We start from the raw sequence: 17,967 nt of genomic DNA on the forward strand, positions 1-17,967 counted from the left end.
CCCCTGAAGCGCCCTTCGGGCGCGGGGCGGACCAGAGGAAACGCCGCCCCCAAAGTGGCCTTCGGCCACGGGCGGCTTTCTCTGCCCTGCGGGCAGGCGCTTCGCGCCGGGCCCCTTGAAGCGCCCTCCGGGCGCGGGCCCGCCCCTGCGGGGCCAAGGAGCCGCCTTCGGCGGCCCTGAACAAAGAGAGCCGCCTTCGGCGGCCCTGAACAAAGAGAGCCGCCTCCGGCGGCCGGACAACAGGTCCCGACCGGTTCCCTCGATTTGAGAAATGATTTATAGAGCTGTAAAGTTTATGGTGTCAATTTCCTGTGAAGGTGGGGCACCCATGCGAAAGATCGCGCTCTTCGGACCGCCCGCCACAGGAAAGACCACCCTGGCCAGATGGCTCTCGGTACAGCTCGGCCACCCCCACACCGACCTCGACGACATCCTGTTCACCCCGGACGGCGCGCTGCCCCTGGACGAGTTCCGCCGCCAGGCAGGCGAGATCACCCGGCGAGACGAGTGGATCGTCGAGGGGAACTTCTCCAAGCTCTCCGACGTGGTCTGGCACCGGGCCGACGTACTCGTGTGGCTCGACTTCCCGCTGCCCCTGATCGTGTACCGCATCGTCCGCCGCAGTCTGCGCCAGCTCGCAGGCCGCGACGACAGTGCGCAAGCCCGGCGGCTGACCTGGAGCACGGCATTCTTCAGCCGCCGGTCGCTCCTGCGTACCGCCATCCGCAAGTATCGGACAAACCGGCCCCGCTATGCCCGGCAGGTATCCGAGACGGCCGACCTGGGCGTCCAGGTCGTCAGGCTCCGCAGCCCGCGCGACGTCCAACGCTGGAAGAGGGAGACGGCGAAAGGGCCGATGGAGAGCCGCTTGCAAGAAGCGGCCCGGCACACCACCGGCCCCTGACCAACATCCATGCCGGCGAAACGCCGGCACAAGGAAGCACCGCCAGCGTACAAGGCCCGCGACCGCGACCGACAGCCGCCAAGGAAGCCTCACGTGATCCCCCGCAGCCGCCCCGTGATCAACGAATCCGACCTCGCCCGGCAGGCCGGCGTTCCCATCGCCACCTGGCGCCGGCGCGATGCCCCCGCTCTCCGCCAGCGCGTGGCAAGCCTCTTCCCCCACAGTCGCATCCTGATCTACGACCTCGCCCAGGCCCACGCCCACCTCAACGGCCTGCCCATCCCCGCACTGCCCGCCGGAGAACACCCCGACGACCTCCTCAACGACGAAGAGACAGCCACCCTGCTCGGCGTCGCGGCCAGCACCGTCCGCGCCTACGCCACCCAGGGCTACCTCCCGCGCGGCACGACCGTCTACAGCGTCCGCGTCTGGCCCCGCCGCAACATCGACGAGCGCCGGAACAACCCGCCCGGGCAGGGAAAGGGAGGCGGCCGACCCCCAGGCACGGCGAAAGGGCCCCGCAAAGCGCACCCCTACGAGGGCGATCCCCGCCTGCACACCGCCGCCGAAGCCCTCAGCACCGCCGAAGACGCCCCCCGCCATCACCTCGCAGCAGCCCTCGCCCACCAGCACGGCGGGTCCACACGCACCTGGGAACGACTCCTCGCCCAGGCAGGCCAGGCCACCGGACCGGCCCCGGCCGTCCGCCGCCGCCCCGCGACCGACTGACCACGGCGTCGGGTCGTTTGCGAAAAGCCAGGACCAAGATCCTTCTCAGCGCCAGCCGCTGAACGACCTCACCAGTCCCGATGACGGGTGCGGGATCCCGCAGGCGCGTGGCCTGTCCGGTCAGGAGCCGGTCCATGGCTTCGCGGATGCGGGTGCGCTCGCATGGGTGCTGCTGGTTCATGCAGTGCCTCGGCGTCGGTGCGAGAGAAGATCGTGAGCAGGAGCGGTTCGGTGCCGGGGGCGCAGTCGGCGTCCGCGCTGTCCGTGTCCGCGCCGAGCTTGCACCGCCTGACCCTCTCCGCGGCCGGGGGTTGCCGTCGACCGACCTTGTGCTACCGCCACCAGGGGCGGCGGCGGACCTCCGCCATGTGCTGCGCGGGCTTGCTCACCGACTGGGCGTCTTTGCTCAGGTGATGCAGGTGCTCTTGCACCCAGAGCAGGTGCGGGTGCGGCAGTTCAGGTTCCGGCGACGCTTCGACTGGTGCGTTCGCGTCGGCCGTTGACGCCTGCCTTGGCATGGCTGGCGCCATCAACAGCGGCGGCGAAACCGTCGTCCGTCCGGGTGATGGCCGGCTCACCTCCTGGGCGATCGTTCCGTAGAACCCGGCCAGGTCCGCCGCCTCGGTCCGGAGCCTGGTGCAGGCCGGCGCGCCCGCGTACCCGTCCGACCCCGCCAGGGGCAGGCAGGAACTCCCGGGGTCGACCGACGCGACCGACGCGGCCGGCGTGGCCGGCCGCAGCGCGGCCAGGGTATGCGCGGTCAGCCGCAGCCGGGTCGCGGCGTCGACCAGCGTCCACAGGTCTTCCTTGCCCAGCTTCTTACTTCCCTGCTCGGTGAGGAAGGAGCGCATCGCGTCGTCGAGCCTGATGCCCGCGCTCACCGCGGCGATCGAGGCGGCCGGCGGCACCATCAGCTCGCTGAGCGCCCAGTCCACCGCCTGGGTCAGGAACGCCGCGCCGGAGCGGAAGGCGTCGGCGAGATCGTCGCCGACCACCGACGACACGCCGCGTGGCCACAGCAGCACGCCGACCGCCAGGCTGACACCGCAGCCGATCGCCACGTCCTCGATCCGCAGCAGCCCGATCGTCCAGCCGACCGGGGCGAGCAGGTTGAACACCACCACGACCGTCACCGTGAAGGCGGCCTGCCCGACCAGGAACGGCGTGGTTCCCAGCGCGTACGCGGCGACGAGCACCGCCACCGGGAATACCGCCCACAGCGCGCCGGGATGGGTCCCGACCCCGATGAGCAGCGCCGCCCCCACCACGAAGCCGACGACGGTGCCGCCCAGCGCGCGCAACGCCGTCGATCCGGTCGCCGCAGCGCTGGTGCGCAGCACCGACAGCGTGCCGAGCACCACCCAGAACGCGTGCTGCACCCCGGACGCGTCCGCGACGGCGACGGCAGCGGCGAGCGCCACCGCCGCGCGCAGCGAGTTGAGGAACCAGACCGAGCGGACGGACGCGTGCCGCCGCACCAGTGTGACCGCACCGATCAGGCCCTGCATCCGGGGTGAGTTGGCCGATGCGGCCGGCGCGGCGGCGGCAGGCGTGGCGTTTGGAGGCACGATGGCGGCCGGGGCCGCCGCGGCGGTGGCAGCGTCGGTGGAGAAGCCGTACCAGTCACGGTGCTCCGCCTCGACCGCCTCGGCGGAGGCACGGTGGCTGACGATCAGCGCGTCCGCGGCGGCGCCGCGGGCGACGACCGCGATCGACTGCGCGTGTACCGCCTGCGCCGCCGCGACCCGTGCGTCCGGCTCGCCGGCGCGGCCGGACAGGTCACGCAGACGCTCCGCCGACAGCGTCCGCGCCTTCTCCAAAGCGGCGAAATCGGGGTTGGCCGCCTGGCCGGCGAGCAGCGCCTGCGTATCGGCGAACATGCCTGCGGCGGCGCGCAGCAGCGCGCGGTCATGCGGGCAGGAACGGCCCAGGTCGATGTGCCCGTCGAACGCGTCGCCAACCTGCGACGCGCCCCACTCCAGCAGCTGCACGAGGCTGCCCAGCGCTTGGTCGGCGGTGCCAAGCATGGTCGGGCGATACGGCGCGGCGTCGAACGCGGCGCGCAGTCGCTCCTTGGCCGCGCGCATTGCCGCGGGCGTCGTCGTCCGGCCGTCGGCGACGCCGCGCAGCCGGCCGGCCAGCTCGCCCGCCAGTTCGGCGGTGACGGCGCGCAGCCGGTCCCCCGGCGCGGGCGGCGAGAGCAGCAGCACCGCGATGGTTCCGGCGACGGACGCCATCCACCAGCCCTCAAGCCGGCTCGGAATCGTGGCGGCGCCGCCCGCGGAGACAACCGGCAGCACGTAGGCGAACATGGCCGCGATGGCGCCGGTCGCCGCGTTCGGGCCGACGATCCCGCCGAAGAAGATCGCGAACGTGACGGGGACCGTGACCAGGGCGGCGAGCCAGGTTGTCCCGCTGACCAGCGTGCCGATGATCAGCGCGAGGCTGCCGACGACGGCGAGCTGCGTGTGCGCGGACAGCTTGTTGGCCCTGGTACCGCCGAATCCGGCGATGACCAGCGTGGCGATCCCGCCGAAGGTGGCGTACAGCGCGGTCTGCGGGCTGCCGATCACCTTGTAGGCGATCGCGAACAGCGACGGGACAACGATGGCCGCCCGCACGGCGCGCATCGCGGCTGGTACTGACCAGGTCGGTTTCCACCATTCCTGCGGCACTCAGTCAACCCTACCCACGGAACTCGTGCCGGGTGACGCCACGACTCGGTGGCGAGCGTTCTGCTCATCCTGTTCGCCATCACGGTGTGGATCGCGGGCGGCGCCGTGGCTTGCGCCGTGCCCCGACCGCGTCCGCCGACGCGTAGTACGTCTGGCTGTCTCTACGCACTTCTTTTGGGACCACGATTCCGAGTTCCATTGGCCCCACTACAGGGCCGTAAGGGGCGTGCGGGACGCCTCGTGCGCCCCATGTTCCAGGTTCGTGTGGCCCCACAGAGACTGAGTTGCCAGCTCTCTCGCACGACACGCCCTCGGCCACAGAAGAGTCAGCCAGGCCCCCAAGCCACGCTGGCTACGGCCCGGCTGTCGGCGGTGCTGGAGGGGGCGCCGAGCCCGGAGTGTTCTCGGGCGGTTGCGAGTCCAAGTAGCGCCCAGTGCTCGGAGTGGGCGTGACGTGGTGCTCCTCCACGGTGGGGCGAGCCGTCCACCACAACACGGCCATGACCCCAACAGCGCACGCACCACCGACGAGCAGCCCGGCTGAGAGGCGCCGCGGGGAGCGCGCCAGCCGCATCCCCAGCCAGCCGAAGCACGCCACGGCGAAGATCGTGATCGTCGAGTCGAGGTCGCCGTTCCTGTAAGTGATCCGCAGGGCGTCGTAGTCGGCGAACAGCACCAGGAGCGTTGCGTAGAGCACCGCGACGACCGCGCACGCTCCTTCCAACAGACGCAACACACGGCTCATGCGGATCCCCTCCCTTTACCGACCGTAGCGGTTGGCAGTCCCCAGTCATACCGGCGGGGCCAGATCAACTCGGTACATCAGCGGGGCCACAACTCGTCCCTACCGTGAGGCCCAAGGAAGTGTGAACCGCCCCGGTTCGAATGGAGACTCGATTTCATGAAAGGATCGGGTCATGGCACGACCTTCCCGTTACCCCCTTGAGCTGCGGCGCCGTGCGGTGCGCATGGTCGCCGAGGTGCGCGACGACCACCCGAACGAGACGGCCGCTTTGCAGGCGGTGACCGAGAAGCTCGGTATCGGGTCCCGCGAGACGCTGCGGAACTGGGTGAAGCAGCACGAGACCGACGCGGGGACGCGACCGGGGACGACGACAGAGGAGTCTGCCCAGCTGAAGGCGTTGAAGAAGGAGAACGCCGAATTGAAGCGGGCCAACGAGATCCTGAAGGCCGCGGCGAGTTTCTTCGCGGCCGGGCTCGACCGGCCACACACACGCTCGTAGCGTTCATCGACGAACACCGGGACCGCTTCGGCGGCGTCGAGCCGATCTGCAGAACCCTCACCGGACACGACTGCAAGATCGCCCCTTCCACGTACTACGCCCACAAGAAACGCCTCGCCTCCCCCTCCGCCCGTTCCGTGCGCGATGAGGAACTCAAAGCACGGATCCAGGAGGTCTACACGTCCAACTACCGTGTCTACGGGGCACGGAAGATCTGGCGCGAGCTGAACCGGCAGGAACACGCCGTGGCCCGCTGCACCGTCGAACGCCTCATGCGCGAGCTCGGCATCGCCGGCGCCGTCCGCGGCAGGAAGGTGATCACGACGATCACCGATCCGGCCGCCGAGCGGGCCCCGGACCTCCTCGACCGCGACTTCGTCGCCCGTGCCCCCAACCGCTGCTGGGTCGCCGACTTCACGCACGTCGCCACCTGGAACGGGGTCGTCTACGTCGCCTTCGTCGTGGACACCTTCTCCCGCCGCATCGTCGGCTGGTCCGCCGCCACCACCAAGGAGACCAGGCTCGTCCTGGACGCCTTGGAGATGGCGCTGTGGCAGCGCGACCGGGACGGATTCACCCACGCACAGGGCGAGTTGATACATCACTCGGACGCGGGGTCGCAGTACACATCTTTCGCGCTGGCCGAGCATCTGGACCGAGCAGGGATCGCGGCATCGATCGGCTCGGTCGGCGACGCCTACGACTGTCAGTCTCTTCGTACCGGATCCCGCAAGGATCGGGTAGTCCCGGCCGTGACGGTCTGACTCTTGCTTACGACCGACCCCACGGGTGTCCTGGCGTTGATCTGTCGGCCGTCCGGCCGGGCACGCAGCAAGCGCTGCCGCCGGACGGACGTGACCTGATAGGAGCCTGGAGCCAACTCGTCAAAGCGTCCCCGTGACAGTCCTGTCCGTCCGGCCGGCGACAGCGTGAGCCCACGCTAGCGGCCGGACGGACCAGGCGCGGCCGTGGCTGCGCAGGATGGCCGCCGCGGCGGCCGAGGAGGGCGGGCCGATCCCGGCCGGCCGGGTCACCGTCGAGATCCCGGAGCGGGGCCTGGACCTGACCAACCCCGCCGACCGGTCGTGGCTGGCGCGGCGGGTGGAACGCGTCAGGCCCGACCTGATCACCATCGGCCCGCTCTACAAACTCGCGCTGGGCAACCCCAACGAGGAAGACACCGCCCGCGGCCTGATGTCCGCGCTGGAGATGCTGCGCACCGCCTCCGGGGGCGCGGCGATGCTGATCGAGGCCCACTCCCCGCACGCCGCACCCGGCGTCAAGCGCCGGGACCTGCGCCCCATCGGGTCGTCGCTGTGGCTGCGGTGGCCGGAGTTCGGGTTCGGCCTGTCCCCGGCGAGGGAGCCCGGCGCTGAGGCGCTGCGGCTGATGGACTGGGTGCCCTGGCGCGGCTCCCGCTCCGAGCGGGACTGGCCCGAACAGTTCTGCGAGGGAGTGACCTGGCCCTGGCAGGCCATCCCGTACCGGGGCAACGCCCCGATCCCGGCCCTCACACTCACCGACGAGCAGGCCGCCGCGCTCGGGTACGAGATCCCCGCACCCGCCGGGGAGCCTGACCTGGAGCAGGCAGAGGCGTTCTGACCCCCTGTACGACCCTCTCCCGCGTTTTCACCCCGCATGGGTCATTTCCCGGGGCGGGGCTTCGCCTGTTCGGCCGTCAGAACGCCGTACAGCGCTTCCGGTTGGGGTGGATGGGCGGGGAGTGACCGGCGCTGCCTGTGAGTTGCGCCTGAGTTGCGCGGCTTACCGGCCGTACCGCCAGGCTCGGGGAGGTTCTTCTTCACCGCCCGGAGCACGCGGCTGCGGCGCGCTGCCAAGGCGCGCGCGTGTCGTGCGCGCGAGGCGGTGAACTCCCCCCCCGGCCGCGAGGCATTCGACTCCCTTGACTCCCGCTGGAACACCGACCGCTGGGTCGCCATACCGGACAGGCGGCGCGTATTCAATACCCGACTGCCGGTGTTTTCGCAGGTCAAAGCCCTGAAGTTCGCGGGCCGAGATATTGAATGCGGACGCCGGACGGGCAAGAGTCGATCACGCCGCAGTACCCGGCACCCCACCCTGCCGACTGCCCTGTGTCCAGGAACACATCGCCTGTAAACGGCCTGGTCAGAGCGGGGTTGCGGGGCTAACCCCTGCGCCAAGCACCCTGAGCCGCCCTGTCCGGGCCGCCCCGTCCGCGACGCAAGGGCCGGAGAGGCAACACCCTCCACCGCCGAACAACTCCGCATGCCCGCCCGGGGCATGTCCGATCCCGAGGAGTAAACCCGTGTCCACGCTCGCCCTGCTGGTCGTCCTGCTGCTGTTCCTGGTCGGCTTGATGTTCGTCAGCGCACTCGCCTACGCCGTCTACCGCCGCCCGGTGCTTACCCAGCCGCTCATGGTCGCCCTGACCGGGGCGGCGGTGCTCGTCGCCGCCGTCACTGCCGTGGTCGGCACCGCCGCCGGGTGAACCGGCGCTGCGACGGGGCCGAGCACCCCGAGCGCCGGGCCGGCCCCCGAACCCGGCGGCAACATCTCCCGCCACGCCGCTGCCCTGCCCAAGAGCGACGGCCGCGGCGCCCTCGCCGAAGTCATCGTTCGCGAAGCCGACAGGCGCCTGTCCGTACCGCTCAAGGGCACCGCCCAGTGTGTCCAGAACCGTGCCCGCCTCGTACGGGCCCTCTACACGCGGCTGGACCGCCTCACCGAACCCGCTCCGGCTGTTCCGTAGTTCGGCCGGGGGACCGGGCCCAAGGTCTCAGGGTCTACACGCACACCAGTGCGACGCCACCGCCTCCAGGACCCCGGCATCGCACTTCAGTGCGTGTAGGCCCTGGGCACGGTGCCGCTGACCCGGGTCAGCGAAAGACCCCGGGCCGCAGCGTGCCCGGGGTCCTGCCTGCCAACGCCACACCGCCCGCTCCAGCTTGGGGCGGCGGCACGATCACCAGTCGTTGGGCGCGCTGCCCACCCACGCGATCGGCCGGCCTTCGCGGTTGCGGCCCCAGTGCGGTTCCTCCATCGAGGTCTCGTGACCGTCGGGAAGAACGCAGATCCGCCCCCAGCGGCCGTGCTTGCCCGGACAGATCGCGGTCAGCCGGTCCGCGTCGCCGTCGCGCACAGCCTGGTCGAACCGGTCCTGGAACGGCTGGAGACGGGCGCACAGCTCCACACCGAGCTCCGTCTCCGCCGCCTCGACCTGTGCCCGCGCCTCCTGCACCCCAGGGTCGGACAGCAGATACGAGATGACGTCCTCCGCCTCCGCGAAGGCACGGGCGCGCACGTGCCGCCGTACGGCCTCCTGCACGCGCTGCTCCTCCACCTGGTCACCGCTCACGGTCGCTCTCCTCTCCACCGGCGGGGCCGACCTCGGCAGCCCGCTCCGCGGTCGCGATCCGGTTGCGGAGGATCTCCCCGCCGATCAGCTGCGACCGGGTGACGTGGGCGCGCTCACGCTGCCGGTACGCGCTCTCGGCGGTGGAGACCAGCACGTCCAACGCCCGGTCCACAGCGCCGTCCCAGCCGTTGCCGTACGCGGTGCCGCGGGCGTCCGGGGCGCAGCCGGGCAGTTCCTCCACCCAGCAGTGCGCCCCGGCAACCGCGCCGGCCTCCATCGCGCAGACGAGTTCGTCGGCCTCATCCGGCTCCAACCCGACGGCCGCGAGGGCCGCGAGGACCTTCATCCGGGCGTTGACCGCCATCGTCTGGTAGTCGCCCATCCGCTGACGCGGATCGGCGCTGACCACCTGCTGGCCCGCTTCCTGATCGCCCGTTGTCATCACGCCGCCCCTTCCGTCGCCGCCCACTCCAGCCCGAGCGCGGCGAGCGCCTGGAGCTTGTCGGCGGTCAGCTTGCCCCTGCGGCTGCGGTTGTTGCTCAGGAACACCCCGAGCTTGACCTCCGACACGTCCGGCAATGCCTCTACGTGGGCCCTGGGAACCGTCACAGACTCGGTGCGGGCCTTGTACTGCAGGGCCGCCACGCCCTTCTCGAAGGCGCTCACGGGCGTCGTGGGCTGTTTCGCCGGTGCTTCGAGTTCTGCCGCCATCGGCACGACGCCGATGGTCCACCAGGCGCCGGGACGCGGTCCTGATGAGCCAGCCGCGCGGGTTGTCGGGGGGACCGGTCTCCGGCCACTGCCGGGCCGCGGCGATGAGGGCCTCCTGGACGGCGTCCTCGGCCAGGTCGAAGTGTCCGTAGCGGCGTACGAGGGCGCCGAGGACCTGCGGCGCGTGCTCGCGCAGCAGGTCCTCGGTCGTGGCGGTGTTCCGGTCGCTCCCCCTGTTCGTGCTGCTTGCGCGGCTGATGCCGCCGGTACGGCCCGGCGTGCCCGTACCGCCGCCTTGGCCGGCCGTACCGCCCGGGTCGCCCGTGCCGTTGTTCGTCGTGCCCTCCACACGGGGCATTGCACCCTGTGGTGACGGCGCGCGCACGGCGGACCGGGGGTCAGGCCTCGAACCCCGGACCGTCCGGGATGGGCCGGATGACCACCGGGTAGGCAGGAACGCCTTCGGGCTGCGGGCAGGTCGCCACCCGCGCCGCGATCTCCGTGACCCGTTCCAGGCTCGCGCAGTCGAGCACCCAGTAGCCGGCCAGCAGCTCCTTCGTCTCGCCGTACGGCCCGTCCGTGATCACCGGCTTCCCGTCCCTGTCCGCGCCGACGAGCCGGGTCTGGGACGGCGCGCCGAGGCCGTTGGCGTCCACCAGCTCGCCGGACTCGGCGAGGTCGTCGTTGATCTGTCCCATGAAGGCGAACATGGCCTGCAGATCCTTCTCGCTCCAGGCCGCGCTGTGCTCGGACGCCTTGCCGTTCATGGCGTCGTAGTCGGCCTGCGAACCCTGGACCATCACCAGATACTTCATGACGTGACTCCTCGGTGTCTCTTGCAGTCGCCCCTCGTGGGCAACTCTCACAGGGGACGTCGGAGCCGGCCGCGGGTTCTCGACACCTCGCCGGGGCCCGGTCGAAAAATCTTCTTCTGAAGTGACAGGCCGCACGAGTTCGCGTCTTGTCCTGGCGCGCGGGGCCGCTCGTGCCCGGAGTTCTCCACGAGGATCCCCTCGTTTCCCCAGGGAAGCACAGCGGCGGAGAAGACGTCGGGGCGCACTTCGGTGAAGTGGTGTACGGCATCAGCCACTTCGGGGTCTGAGGACCCGGACGACGTCGCACACCTCGAACTCAACGTGTGGGGCCGGGCACCAGCAGGTGCCCGGCCCCACACGGCTACGTCCATCGCATGCCGATCTTGGATAGTTGCTCCGCTCGTTCGGGCCGTACCGATACCCGCTGGCCTGGGTGACGGTGTACGCCGAGACACGTCGAGGGGGCCGGACCCGGCTGTGCTTCGGTACCGCTGATGAACGCCTCGCCATCGGCGGGAGTCCACTGCCACGGGTACAACCCCGTGAAATCCTCGAACCGTTGGATCAGACGCAGCCGGGGCTGGATCGTCGAAGCCTGGAGAAACCGCGCGGACTGCTGCCGAGCCCATCCCTCCTTCATGGCAGAAGAAACCGCTGGCTCCGGGTCCAGAAGGACAACGTTCGGGGCCAGGGCAAGACGCACCGAACCGGGTGCCTCAGCGACCACGCCCGCCGTTGTATCAAACGCATCATTGTTGCGTCCATATCGAGCGGCGCTGGTCAGTCGTGTACGGGAGCTCCGGGCGTTCCCCATCAGGGTCTCTGATCAGCCGGGACTTCCTTCCAGGGTGCGGCGTGCGGCGGTCAGGAACGCTCGTCGGCTCTGGCTCAGGTGTGTGGACTGGCCTGTCATGTAGTTGAGCAAGGTGACTCGGCCGTCGTCGACGGCGTCGCGCAGCAGCAGCAGAGCCACGTCGTCGCCCGGCAAGTTGGTCGACCGGCCACCGCTGCGACGTGTGCGCTGAGGTCGTCGCCAACCGCGCCGCGGTTCGGCAGCGTGCGCAGCGCGTGACCCAGGAGCTGTGTCCCGGGCACGGCAACCCACCTGGCCCTTCTGACGTCTGCGCTGTGTGCCAAGTGGACGACGTCGTCCAACACCAGGTCTCGGCTTGGGTTCCTACGCCCCAGGAGCCTGGGGATCCGCCGCGTGGCGCATGCGGTGGCTGCGGCGCCCGGTTCTTCCTGACCGACCGTGCCCTCGAGGACGGCCTGTGTAAACCCTGCCGGGACCAGTCTGCCTCTGCTGCCCCTTGGACACCTGCTGTCTGCCGGGCGAGCCGGGCAGGTGATGATGTGGAGACTGCGGACCGTTCTGCGCCGGGTCCAGCGGCGGTGGGCGGGGGGACGTACGCCGTGGGGGCCGCACGAGCGCGCGCTGCGCTCCGAGGCAGGCGAACCGCGTGAGCGCCGCGACACGGCGAGGGTATGAAGGGCTGGCTGGATGGTCGTTGAAGAACAGGGCATGAGGAGAAGCGTTCGGCAAGCCGTCGGCCTCTGCTGGGTCCGGCTGTGTCAGCGTCCCCATGCCCAAGCCGCCCCGCATGCGGCTCTGTTGGCTTGCCAACTTGGCTATTGTGCGGCGTAGGGCGTGGCATCTCACGTCTCCGTAAGGCGTTCCTGCTGCTTGTACGCCTTGGTTAGAACTCCTAACGAAATGAGTGGTGGGGAGCGGTAGGCTCGCTGGCCATGAGTCAGAGCGGTTCGCAGGCGGCAGCGTTCTTCCGGGATGTCCGCCAGAGCGGAGTGGTCTGGCTTGTCCGGGATGACGACGGAAGCCCGACTCACCTCTCCGAGGACGGAACGCGAAGTCTTCCGTTCTGGTCGACCTCGGCCCGCGCCCGGAGGGCAGCGAAGATCTGGGGGCATGGGCTACGCGTTGATTCCATGCCCCTGGACACCTGGTGCGAACGCGTACTGCCCGATGCCGCCGGGGATGGACTCGTGATCGGCATCAACTGGAGCGGGCCGCGCCTGGTCGGCTGGAGCTTCACCTCCGTGGAAGTTCTCAACCGGCTGGCGGCGACGGACTAGCCCACGGCATCGCTTGCCAGCGCGCGCAGTCGCCGCCAGCAGATGAGGGCGCATCCGAGGGTAAGGAAGGCTTCGTGGATGTCGTCGCGGATCTCCCAGCGGATCCGCAGACGGCGGAACCAGCGCAGGTGGGCGAACGCGCGCTCCACAACCCAGCGTTGCCTGCCGAGGCCGGATCCGTGCTCGGTGCCGCGGCGGGCGAGACCGGCAGCGACTCCTACCGCCTCGCCAGTACCAGGGCCGCCCAGGCCCGAAAAGACACCGTGAGCTGATCAGTCCTTGCTCTCCCCGGCAGCGGCTTCTGCGCCGTGCCGTGTCAGGTCAGCTGTCGAGGGATCGAGTTCGTCGGCAGTACGGGCCCTCCGGGTGGGAGAAAACGCCAGCACGAGTGCCTGGACGACTGCTCCGGACAGTCCGATCCACAGGGCGAAGCGATAGCTGACCAGGTCGGCGAGTACTCCGCCGAGTGGCGCCCCCACCGCTACCATTCCCCAGTTCATCGAGCGGATCGTCGCGTTCATCCGCCCGCGCAGCCGGTCGGGTGTCACCGCCTGGCGATAGCTCATCTCCACCGGGCTTTCGATGCCGATGGCCAGGGACACGAGGAAGAAGCCGAGCGACACGGAGGCGAGCGCCCACGGTCCACGCTCGGCCAGGACCAGGGGCAGCCAGCCGACGGCGGCGAGCAGGCGGAAGACGATCAGGGTGGCGCCGACGTCCAGTCTTCTGGCCACGCGCCCGGAGAGCGCACCGCCGAGTATCACGCCGACACTCGCGAAGGCGTAGGTGACCCCCAGACCGAATTCCCCGATCTTGAGGCCGTGCAGGGCGAAGACCACGAAGACCGTGGTCACCATGCTGTTGAAAAGGAGCATCGCGTGCGAGGTCAGGGCGATGGACGACAGCGTGCGATGCCGGTAGACCCAGGCCACGCCCTCGCGCAGCTCGCTGCCCAGGCTGCGCCGTGCGCCTCGATCAGGGACAGGGTCGGGTGCCTTCACCGAGGCGAGGAGCAGGCCGGACATCACATAGGAGAGGGCGTCCACCAGCACGGCAAGCGGCGCTCCCATGATTTTGATCAGTGCCCCGGCGATCAGAGGGCCGGTCGAGCCGGCCACCGCGTCGGCCTGTTGTACACGGGCGTATCCCGCGTTGAGCAGCTCTTTTGGTACCAGCTGTGGCACATACGACTGGTTCGCCGCCTCGAACAGCAAAGACAGCACCCCGAACACGAAGACGAACATGCACAGCGCGGGGATGCTGAGCAGATCCAGCGCATACAGCACCGGTATCGCACCGAGCAGGACTGCCCTTCCGAGATCCGTGGCGACCATCATCGGCTTGCGCCGCCAGCGGTCCACCACGACCCCGGCTATGAGCCCGAAGAGCAGATACGGAACCCAGCGGGCGGCGTTGACGATGCCGACCTCCGTGGCGGATGCACTCAGCGCCACGGCGGTAAGGATCTGCAACGCCAGCCCCGTGACCTGAGAACCGAACGCAGACACAGCCGAGGCGGTCAGGAAACGTACGTACCCAGGGACTTCTACCAGGCGCGGCATGATCGGACCGTATCAGCGAAGATCACCGGCAGACGATGGCGGAACAGGTCACCCAACGACGGCAGACATGCGCCAGTGTTGTCGGCTCTCATCGATATTTCCGAGCGCTCTGATCGTTAAGTGCTGCCCAAAACCAGCGATAAACGTTGCCCGCTCCCGCTTACGAAACCACTCCAGGAGTCGACGTCGGCCTGATCCTCGGGCGCGGCGATGTGTCCGGCGACGAAGCCGCCCTGGGTGACGGTGCAGAAGTTCCAGCCGCAGTCGATGAAGCACCGCTCGCAGGCGAGGGTGCCGAGCATGTCCGGGTAGCGGCGCTGCCACTCGCCATTGAGGGCGATGACGTCCCCGGTGAGCGGGATGTTCTTGCGGCACAGGCAGCACCTGATGCGGAACGCGCCCGGACTCAACATGGTCGTCCGCAACACGGCCACCCACGTGGCCACCGATGAGATGACCGCCCAGCAGGCACTGGAACGCCTCGCGGCCTTGAGCCTCCTCGCGTCATCAGGGAGAGGCCGGATGCATAAGTCCCTTTTCTGGGGAAACATTATTCGAATAGACGTGCGACTTTTGACGTGTTAGCTTCACGTGCCACGGAAGCAGTCGCCTGCTGTCGACTGCTTCAACGTCGTTTTACCGCAATGCATTTGGAGGCTCAAGAACTTGCGAAAGCACCCGCTCCCTCCCGCCATCCCCAACCGCCCGGCCCTGCGCCGCGGCACCACGACGCTGGCCGCACTGGCGGCGCTCACGCTCGCCGCCGGGGCGACAGCCGAGGCCGCGCCCGACGCGCGCGCCGTCAGCACGTCCGGTGTCACCCTCGCCGCGCCAGATGTCGTCCCGTCAGCAGCCGTAACCGGCAGCTCGAATCAGGTCCAGTACGTACAGGACTCCCTCTACGCCGCGGGCAACACCGGCTACCTGCACCGCCGCGCGAATGCCGACGGGTCGGAAGGCGTCCACGCCTGGCGCGGTTACGACGGCAGCGAGCGGTCACTGGACACCTACGGCGGAGCTTCGCAGGGACAGTACGGGTACTACGCCGCCGGAAGCGACACGGTCCTCACCTCTCCGCTTTACTCCAGCGGGCAGATCCAGACGCAGGACATGGCCACCGGCGCGACCACCGACGTCACCCTCCCCGCCGGTCAGTACGTCGCCGCCGTCTTCGGCTCCACTCTGATCACTCAGGAGCTCGACGACGTGTGGCAGGTCGCACGCCTGCACGTCCTGCACGTGGCGGAGGACGGGGCGATCCAGAGCGACATTCCGGTCGACCCACCGGAGAACCAGTTCTTCCCCAGGAACCAGCCCGTGCTGGCCGGTGACGGCAGGTCCGCGCTCATCCGGTTCCGTCACGCGCTCGACATCGGCCTGCTTGACCTCGCCACCGGCACGATGACCACCACCATCAGCACGCACGCAACCGACGACGACTCGCTCTACCTCCAGGCGGCGCTCTCCCCGACGCACATCGCCGTGTACCACGAGGGCGCGAGCCAGGCCCGTGTCGTACGCCGCGACGACCCGACAGGCGCGCAGACGGTGGTCCCTGTACCGCAGTACGCGAGCGGCACCGCCTTCGTCGGTCTGGCCGGCGAGTGGCTGCTCACCAGCTACCGGCCGCCGTACGGCACGTCCGCGGGACCCGGCGGCCCGCTCCAGGCCACCCCGCTCAACGGCGGCAAGTCGCGCACCCTGCTTCCCGCCGCGGAGCCCGAGATCGCGCAGATCCCGTCCGGTGGCGCTGTCGCTGTCGGACAGTCGACGGACGGCGCCTGGACCGCCCACCGCATCAGCATCGCCCCGAACGGCAGGCCCGCGCTCACGCCCCTGACCTGACGACGCCCCTGTCGCAGCGCGGCAGTGGGGCTGAGGGCATCTTGATCCGGGTGGTGCCGGCACAGCCGGTACAGCCGGAACGGCCCCGACGGCCGTGCGTCTGCCGGCTCAGCCCCCTGCGGCTTCCTGTGCGCTGTTGGGGGTGCGCTCGGCAGCGTGTTTTCGTACGGCTCCAGTGCCGGCTCGGACAGGACGGCAGGGCTTGGCGGTCCCGTGCCCGGTCGCACGTTGCACGGGACCGCCCCGAGCAGTCACTCGCAGCGGTACGGCACCGGACGGACCAGAGGCCCCCGCGGGTGGAGGGCCTTGACGCCGACCTTCGGGCGCGGGACGGTCGTCCCGCAACTACACGCAACCGGCTCGCTTCGGAGGGAATTATGGCGTTACTTTTCTGCGGCACGGACCCGAACTCGGGTGGAGGGAACTGCCCTGCGGTGTGGGTGGACACCGACACCGCTGAAGGGCCGGAACTGGTTCTGCAGGGCAAGTTCGCCGACGCGGCGACCCGGGCCGCTTGCAGCCAGGACAGTCCGCCCGCAGAGGACGAAGGGGTCGTCCGGATCCCGGTCAGCATGGTGGCCCAGATCAGGAAGGCGTGTGATGCCGCAGAAGCCGCCGGCCCTCAGCTTTGAGGACCTGCTCGACTCCGCCCGGCACCACGCTCTGCACCTGGAGCTCCGCGACGTCTACGCCGTGGGGGAGGAGCGGGAGGTCTACGACGCGTTCCTGCGCGACGGGAGCGTGCCCGCGGACGACTCGGAGTACTGGAGCGGGTGGCTGCCGCTGGTGGAGCGGACCGTTGCCCGAGGGGTGAAGCTCCTGCGGGCCCGGATCGTGTCCGAGCCCGTCACCGACTACATCCGCTTCGAGCACACCATCACCGACGCCAACCTCCGCGCCGGCGAACAGGTCCGCTGGCTTCCCCGCCGCCGCGCCTCCGCCCTCGCACTGCCGGGCAACGACTTCTGGCTCATCGACGACCGGATCGTGCGGTGGAACATCTTCTCCGGTGACGGCCAGGCCCTCGAGGCCGACCACACCGAAGACCCCAGTGCGGTCAAGCTGTGTGCCGAGGCGTTCCGTTCGGTATGGGACCTGGCCACTGACCACGCCGAATACCGCATCTGACCGACGCACAGCCAAGGGCCGCCATCTCATGACGACCGCCTCTCCATCGTCCAGCGCTCAGGGGGCCCGTGAGGCGCTCGCTGTGCGGTTGCAGCACCTGCGCAGGGACGCCGGCCTCACCGGGAAGGAACTTTCCGCCCGGTGCGGCTGGCACCCTGCCAAGACCACCCGCATCCAGAAGGGCGTGGTCCTGCCCTCGGACGCGGACATCCGCACCTGGTGCGCGGCGTGCGGTGCCGACGACCAGGCCGACGACCTCATCGCCACCGCCCGAGCGGTCGACTCGATGTACATGGAGTGGCGCCGCCTGCACCGCAACGGCATGCGACAGGTCCAGCAGGACTGGTACGCCCTGCACGAGCAGACCCGCCACTGCCAGGTCTACGTCTCCAACGTGCCGCCCGGCTTTCTCCAGACGCCGGCGTTCGCGACCGCCCTCATGGAGCAGATCACCCGCTTCCAGGGCACCCCCGACGATGTCGCCGAAGCCGTCGCCGCCCGCGTCGCCCGCTCCCGGTTCCTCTACGAGGGCGGCCACCTTTACGTCGTCCTCCTTGAGGAGTCTGTCCTGCGCTACCGCACCGCCGGCCCCGAGGCGATGCGCGGGCAGCTCCGTCATCTCCTGGCGGTGATGCCGCTCGCATCGGTCTCGCTGGGGGTCATCCCGTTTACCGTGCAGCGCACGGTGTGGCCGCTGGAGGCGTTCTACGTCCACGACCACACCACGGCCGTGGTGGAGACGCTGACGGCGGAGATCAAGGTGACGCAGCCGCGCGAAGTCGCCGACTACGCGAAGGCGTTCGCCGGCCTCGCGGAGATGGCCGTGTACGGCGATGCCGCCCGCGCGTTGATCCAGGCCGCGATCGACGCCCTGGAGTGAACCTCCGCAATTTCGCGCAATTTCGTTGAAGGCTGTCCCCCACGCT

19 protein-coding genes and 4 pseudogenes are annotated in these 17,967 nt (G+C 69.7%); 12 read left to right on the top strand and 11 right to left on the bottom strand.

Translation table 11 applies throughout. From position 1 onward, the window contains the following. Positions 1–328: 328 nt before the first annotated feature. Positions 329–904 carry an adenylate kinase gene (locus ACFVT5_RS42640; RefSeq protein WP_389899617.1) on the top strand — a complete coding sequence of 192 codons (576 nt, stop codon included), beginning with the start codon at positions 329–331 and terminating at the stop codon, positions 902–904. Between the two features lie 93 nt (positions 905–997). Beyond that, positions 998–1,633 (top strand): DNA-binding protein, encoded by a 636-nt coding sequence (locus ACFVT5_RS42645; RefSeq protein WP_389899618.1) that lies wholly within the window; start codon positions 998–1,000, stop codon positions 1,631–1,633. 332 nt (positions 1,634–1,965) lie between these two features. On the opposite strand, the gene ACFVT5_RS42650 is transcribed toward ACFVT5_RS42645, so the two are convergent. After that, positions 1,966–4,308, bottom strand: a complete 2,343-nt coding sequence (locus tag ACFVT5_RS42650; RefSeq protein WP_389899619.1) for an FUSC family protein — start codon at positions 4,306–4,308, stop codon at positions 1,966–1,968. A gap of 352 nt (positions 4,309–4,660) precedes the next feature. Next, positions 4,661–5,053, bottom strand: coding sequence for a hypothetical protein (locus ACFVT5_RS42655; RefSeq protein ID WP_389899620.1), 393 nt, complete (start codon positions 5,051–5,053; stop codon positions 4,661–4,663). 172 nt (positions 5,054–5,225) lie between these two features. Here ACFVT5_RS42655 and ACFVT5_RS42660 point away from each other — a divergent pair, with 172 nt between their 5' ends. The 5 genes and pseudogenes from ACFVT5_RS42660 to ACFVT5_RS42680 form a co-directional block, all read left to right on the top strand. Next, positions 5,226–5,552, top strand: a complete 327-nt coding sequence (locus ACFVT5_RS42660) for a transposase (RefSeq protein WP_389899621.1) — start codon at positions 5,226–5,228, stop codon at positions 5,550–5,552. Positions 5,553–5,557: 5 nt separating this feature from the next. After that, positions 5,558–6,316 (top strand): IS3 family transposase, encoded by a 759-nt coding sequence (locus ACFVT5_RS42665; protein ID WP_389899668.1) that lies wholly within the window; start codon positions 5,558–5,560, stop codon positions 6,314–6,316. A 193-nt stretch (positions 6,317–6,509) separates the two neighbouring features. Continuing rightward, positions 6,510–7,154, top strand: a pseudogene (locus tag ACFVT5_RS42670) (hypothetical protein); the annotation flags it as partial. 685 nt (positions 7,155–7,839) lie between these two features. Next, a complete protein-coding gene (locus ACFVT5_RS42675; RefSeq protein ID WP_389899622.1) occupies positions 7,840–8,022 on the top strand; it encodes a hypothetical protein in 183 nt (60 codons plus the stop codon). 69 nt (positions 8,023–8,091) lie between these two features. Beyond that, positions 8,092–8,283: pseudogene (locus tag ACFVT5_RS42680) on the top strand (restriction endonuclease); the annotation flags it as partial. Positions 8,284–8,496: 213 nt separating this feature from the next. Here the strand turns inward: ACFVT5_RS42680 and ACFVT5_RS42685 are convergent. The 6 genes and pseudogenes from ACFVT5_RS42685 to ACFVT5_RS42710 all read right to left on the bottom strand — a co-directional run bounded on the left by ACFVT5_RS42685 (position 8,497) and on the right by ACFVT5_RS42710 (position 11,403). Continuing rightward, positions 8,497–8,889 carry a hypothetical protein gene (locus tag ACFVT5_RS42685; RefSeq protein ID WP_389899623.1) on the bottom strand — a complete coding sequence of 131 codons (393 nt, stop codon included), beginning with the start codon at positions 8,887–8,889 and terminating at the stop codon, positions 8,497–8,499. Beyond that, entirely contained in the window at positions 8,879–9,331 is a 453-nt protein-coding gene (locus tag ACFVT5_RS42690; RefSeq protein WP_389899624.1) for a hypothetical protein, read from the bottom strand. Before ACFVT5_RS42690 ends, ACFVT5_RS42685 begins: the two co-directional genes overlap by 11 nt. Further along, positions 9,331–9,606 carry a helicase associated domain-containing protein gene (locus ACFVT5_RS42695; RefSeq protein ID WP_389899625.1) on the bottom strand — a complete coding sequence of 92 codons (276 nt, stop codon included), beginning with the start codon at positions 9,604–9,606 and terminating at the stop codon, positions 9,331–9,333. The genes ACFVT5_RS42690 and ACFVT5_RS42695 overlap by 1 nt, the downstream gene beginning before the upstream one ends. 6 nt (positions 9,607–9,612) lie before the next feature. Then, positions 9,613–9,859, bottom strand: a pseudogene (locus tag ACFVT5_RS42700) (sigma factor); the annotation flags it as partial. Positions 9,860–9,998: 139 nt separating this feature from the next. Beyond that, the gene (locus ACFVT5_RS42705; protein ID WP_389899627.1) at positions 9,999–10,415 is read right to left on the bottom strand and encodes a YciI family protein; all 417 of its coding nucleotides are present in this window, start codon (positions 10,413–10,415) and stop codon (positions 9,999–10,001) included. A gap of 826 nt (positions 10,416–11,241) precedes the next feature. Next, positions 11,242–11,403 (bottom strand): hypothetical protein, encoded by a 162-nt coding sequence (locus tag ACFVT5_RS42710; protein WP_389899629.1) that lies wholly within the window; start codon positions 11,401–11,403, stop codon positions 11,242–11,244. 758 nt (positions 11,404–12,161) lie between these two features. Between ACFVT5_RS42710 and ACFVT5_RS42715 the strand changes: the two genes are divergently transcribed. Next, positions 12,162–12,506 carry a DUF2750 domain-containing protein gene (locus ACFVT5_RS42715; protein WP_389899631.1) on the top strand — a complete coding sequence of 115 codons (345 nt, stop codon included), beginning with the start codon at positions 12,162–12,164 and terminating at the stop codon, positions 12,504–12,506. Here ACFVT5_RS42715 and ACFVT5_RS42720 read toward each other — a convergent pair. The 3 genes and pseudogenes from ACFVT5_RS42720 to ACFVT5_RS42730 form a co-directional block, all read right to left on the bottom strand. Then, positions 12,503–12,709: pseudogene (locus ACFVT5_RS42720) on the bottom strand (transposase); the annotation flags it as partial. The gene ACFVT5_RS42715 and the pseudogene ACFVT5_RS42720 sit on opposite strands and share 4 nt — an antisense overlap. 69 nt (positions 12,710–12,778) lie before the next feature. Beyond that, on the bottom strand, positions 12,779–14,068 hold the full coding sequence (locus ACFVT5_RS42725; protein ID WP_389899633.1) for an MFS transporter: 1,290 nt from the start codon (positions 14,066–14,068) through the stop codon (positions 12,779–12,781). A 116-nt stretch (positions 14,069–14,184) separates the two neighbouring features. Next, the gene (locus ACFVT5_RS42730) at positions 14,185–14,514 is read right to left on the bottom strand and encodes a hypothetical protein (protein WP_389899634.1); all 330 of its coding nucleotides are present in this window, start codon (positions 14,512–14,514) and stop codon (positions 14,185–14,187) included. 220 nt (positions 14,515–14,734) lie between these two features. Between ACFVT5_RS42730 and ACFVT5_RS42735 the strand changes: the two genes are divergently transcribed. The 4 genes from ACFVT5_RS42735 to ACFVT5_RS42750 all read left to right on the top strand — a co-directional run bounded on the left by ACFVT5_RS42735 (position 14,735) and on the right by ACFVT5_RS42750 (position 17,921). Next, complete coding sequence (locus tag ACFVT5_RS42735; RefSeq protein WP_389899636.1) at positions 14,735–15,913, top strand: hypothetical protein; 1,179 nt, start codon at positions 14,735–14,737, stop codon at positions 15,911–15,913. A 440-nt stretch (positions 15,914–16,353) separates the two neighbouring features. Beyond that, positions 16,354–16,545 (top strand): hypothetical protein, encoded by a 192-nt coding sequence (locus ACFVT5_RS42740; protein ID WP_389899637.1) that lies wholly within the window; start codon positions 16,354–16,356, stop codon positions 16,543–16,545. Beyond that, a complete protein-coding gene (locus ACFVT5_RS42745; RefSeq protein ID WP_389899638.1) occupies positions 16,514–17,041 on the top strand; it encodes a DUF6879 family protein in 528 nt (175 codons plus the stop codon). The genes ACFVT5_RS42740 and ACFVT5_RS42745 overlap by 32 nt, the downstream gene beginning before the upstream one ends. Positions 17,042–17,069: 28 nt before the next feature. Continuing rightward, entirely contained in the window at positions 17,070–17,921 is an 852-nt protein-coding gene (locus ACFVT5_RS42750; protein WP_389899640.1) for a helix-turn-helix domain-containing protein, read from the top strand. Positions 17,922–17,967: the final 46 nt, after the last annotated feature.

The organism is Streptomyces sp. NPDC058001, from assembly GCF_042886315.1.
Taxonomy (GTDB): domain Bacteria; phylum Actinomycetota; class Actinomycetes; order Streptomycetales; family Streptomycetaceae; genus Streptomyces.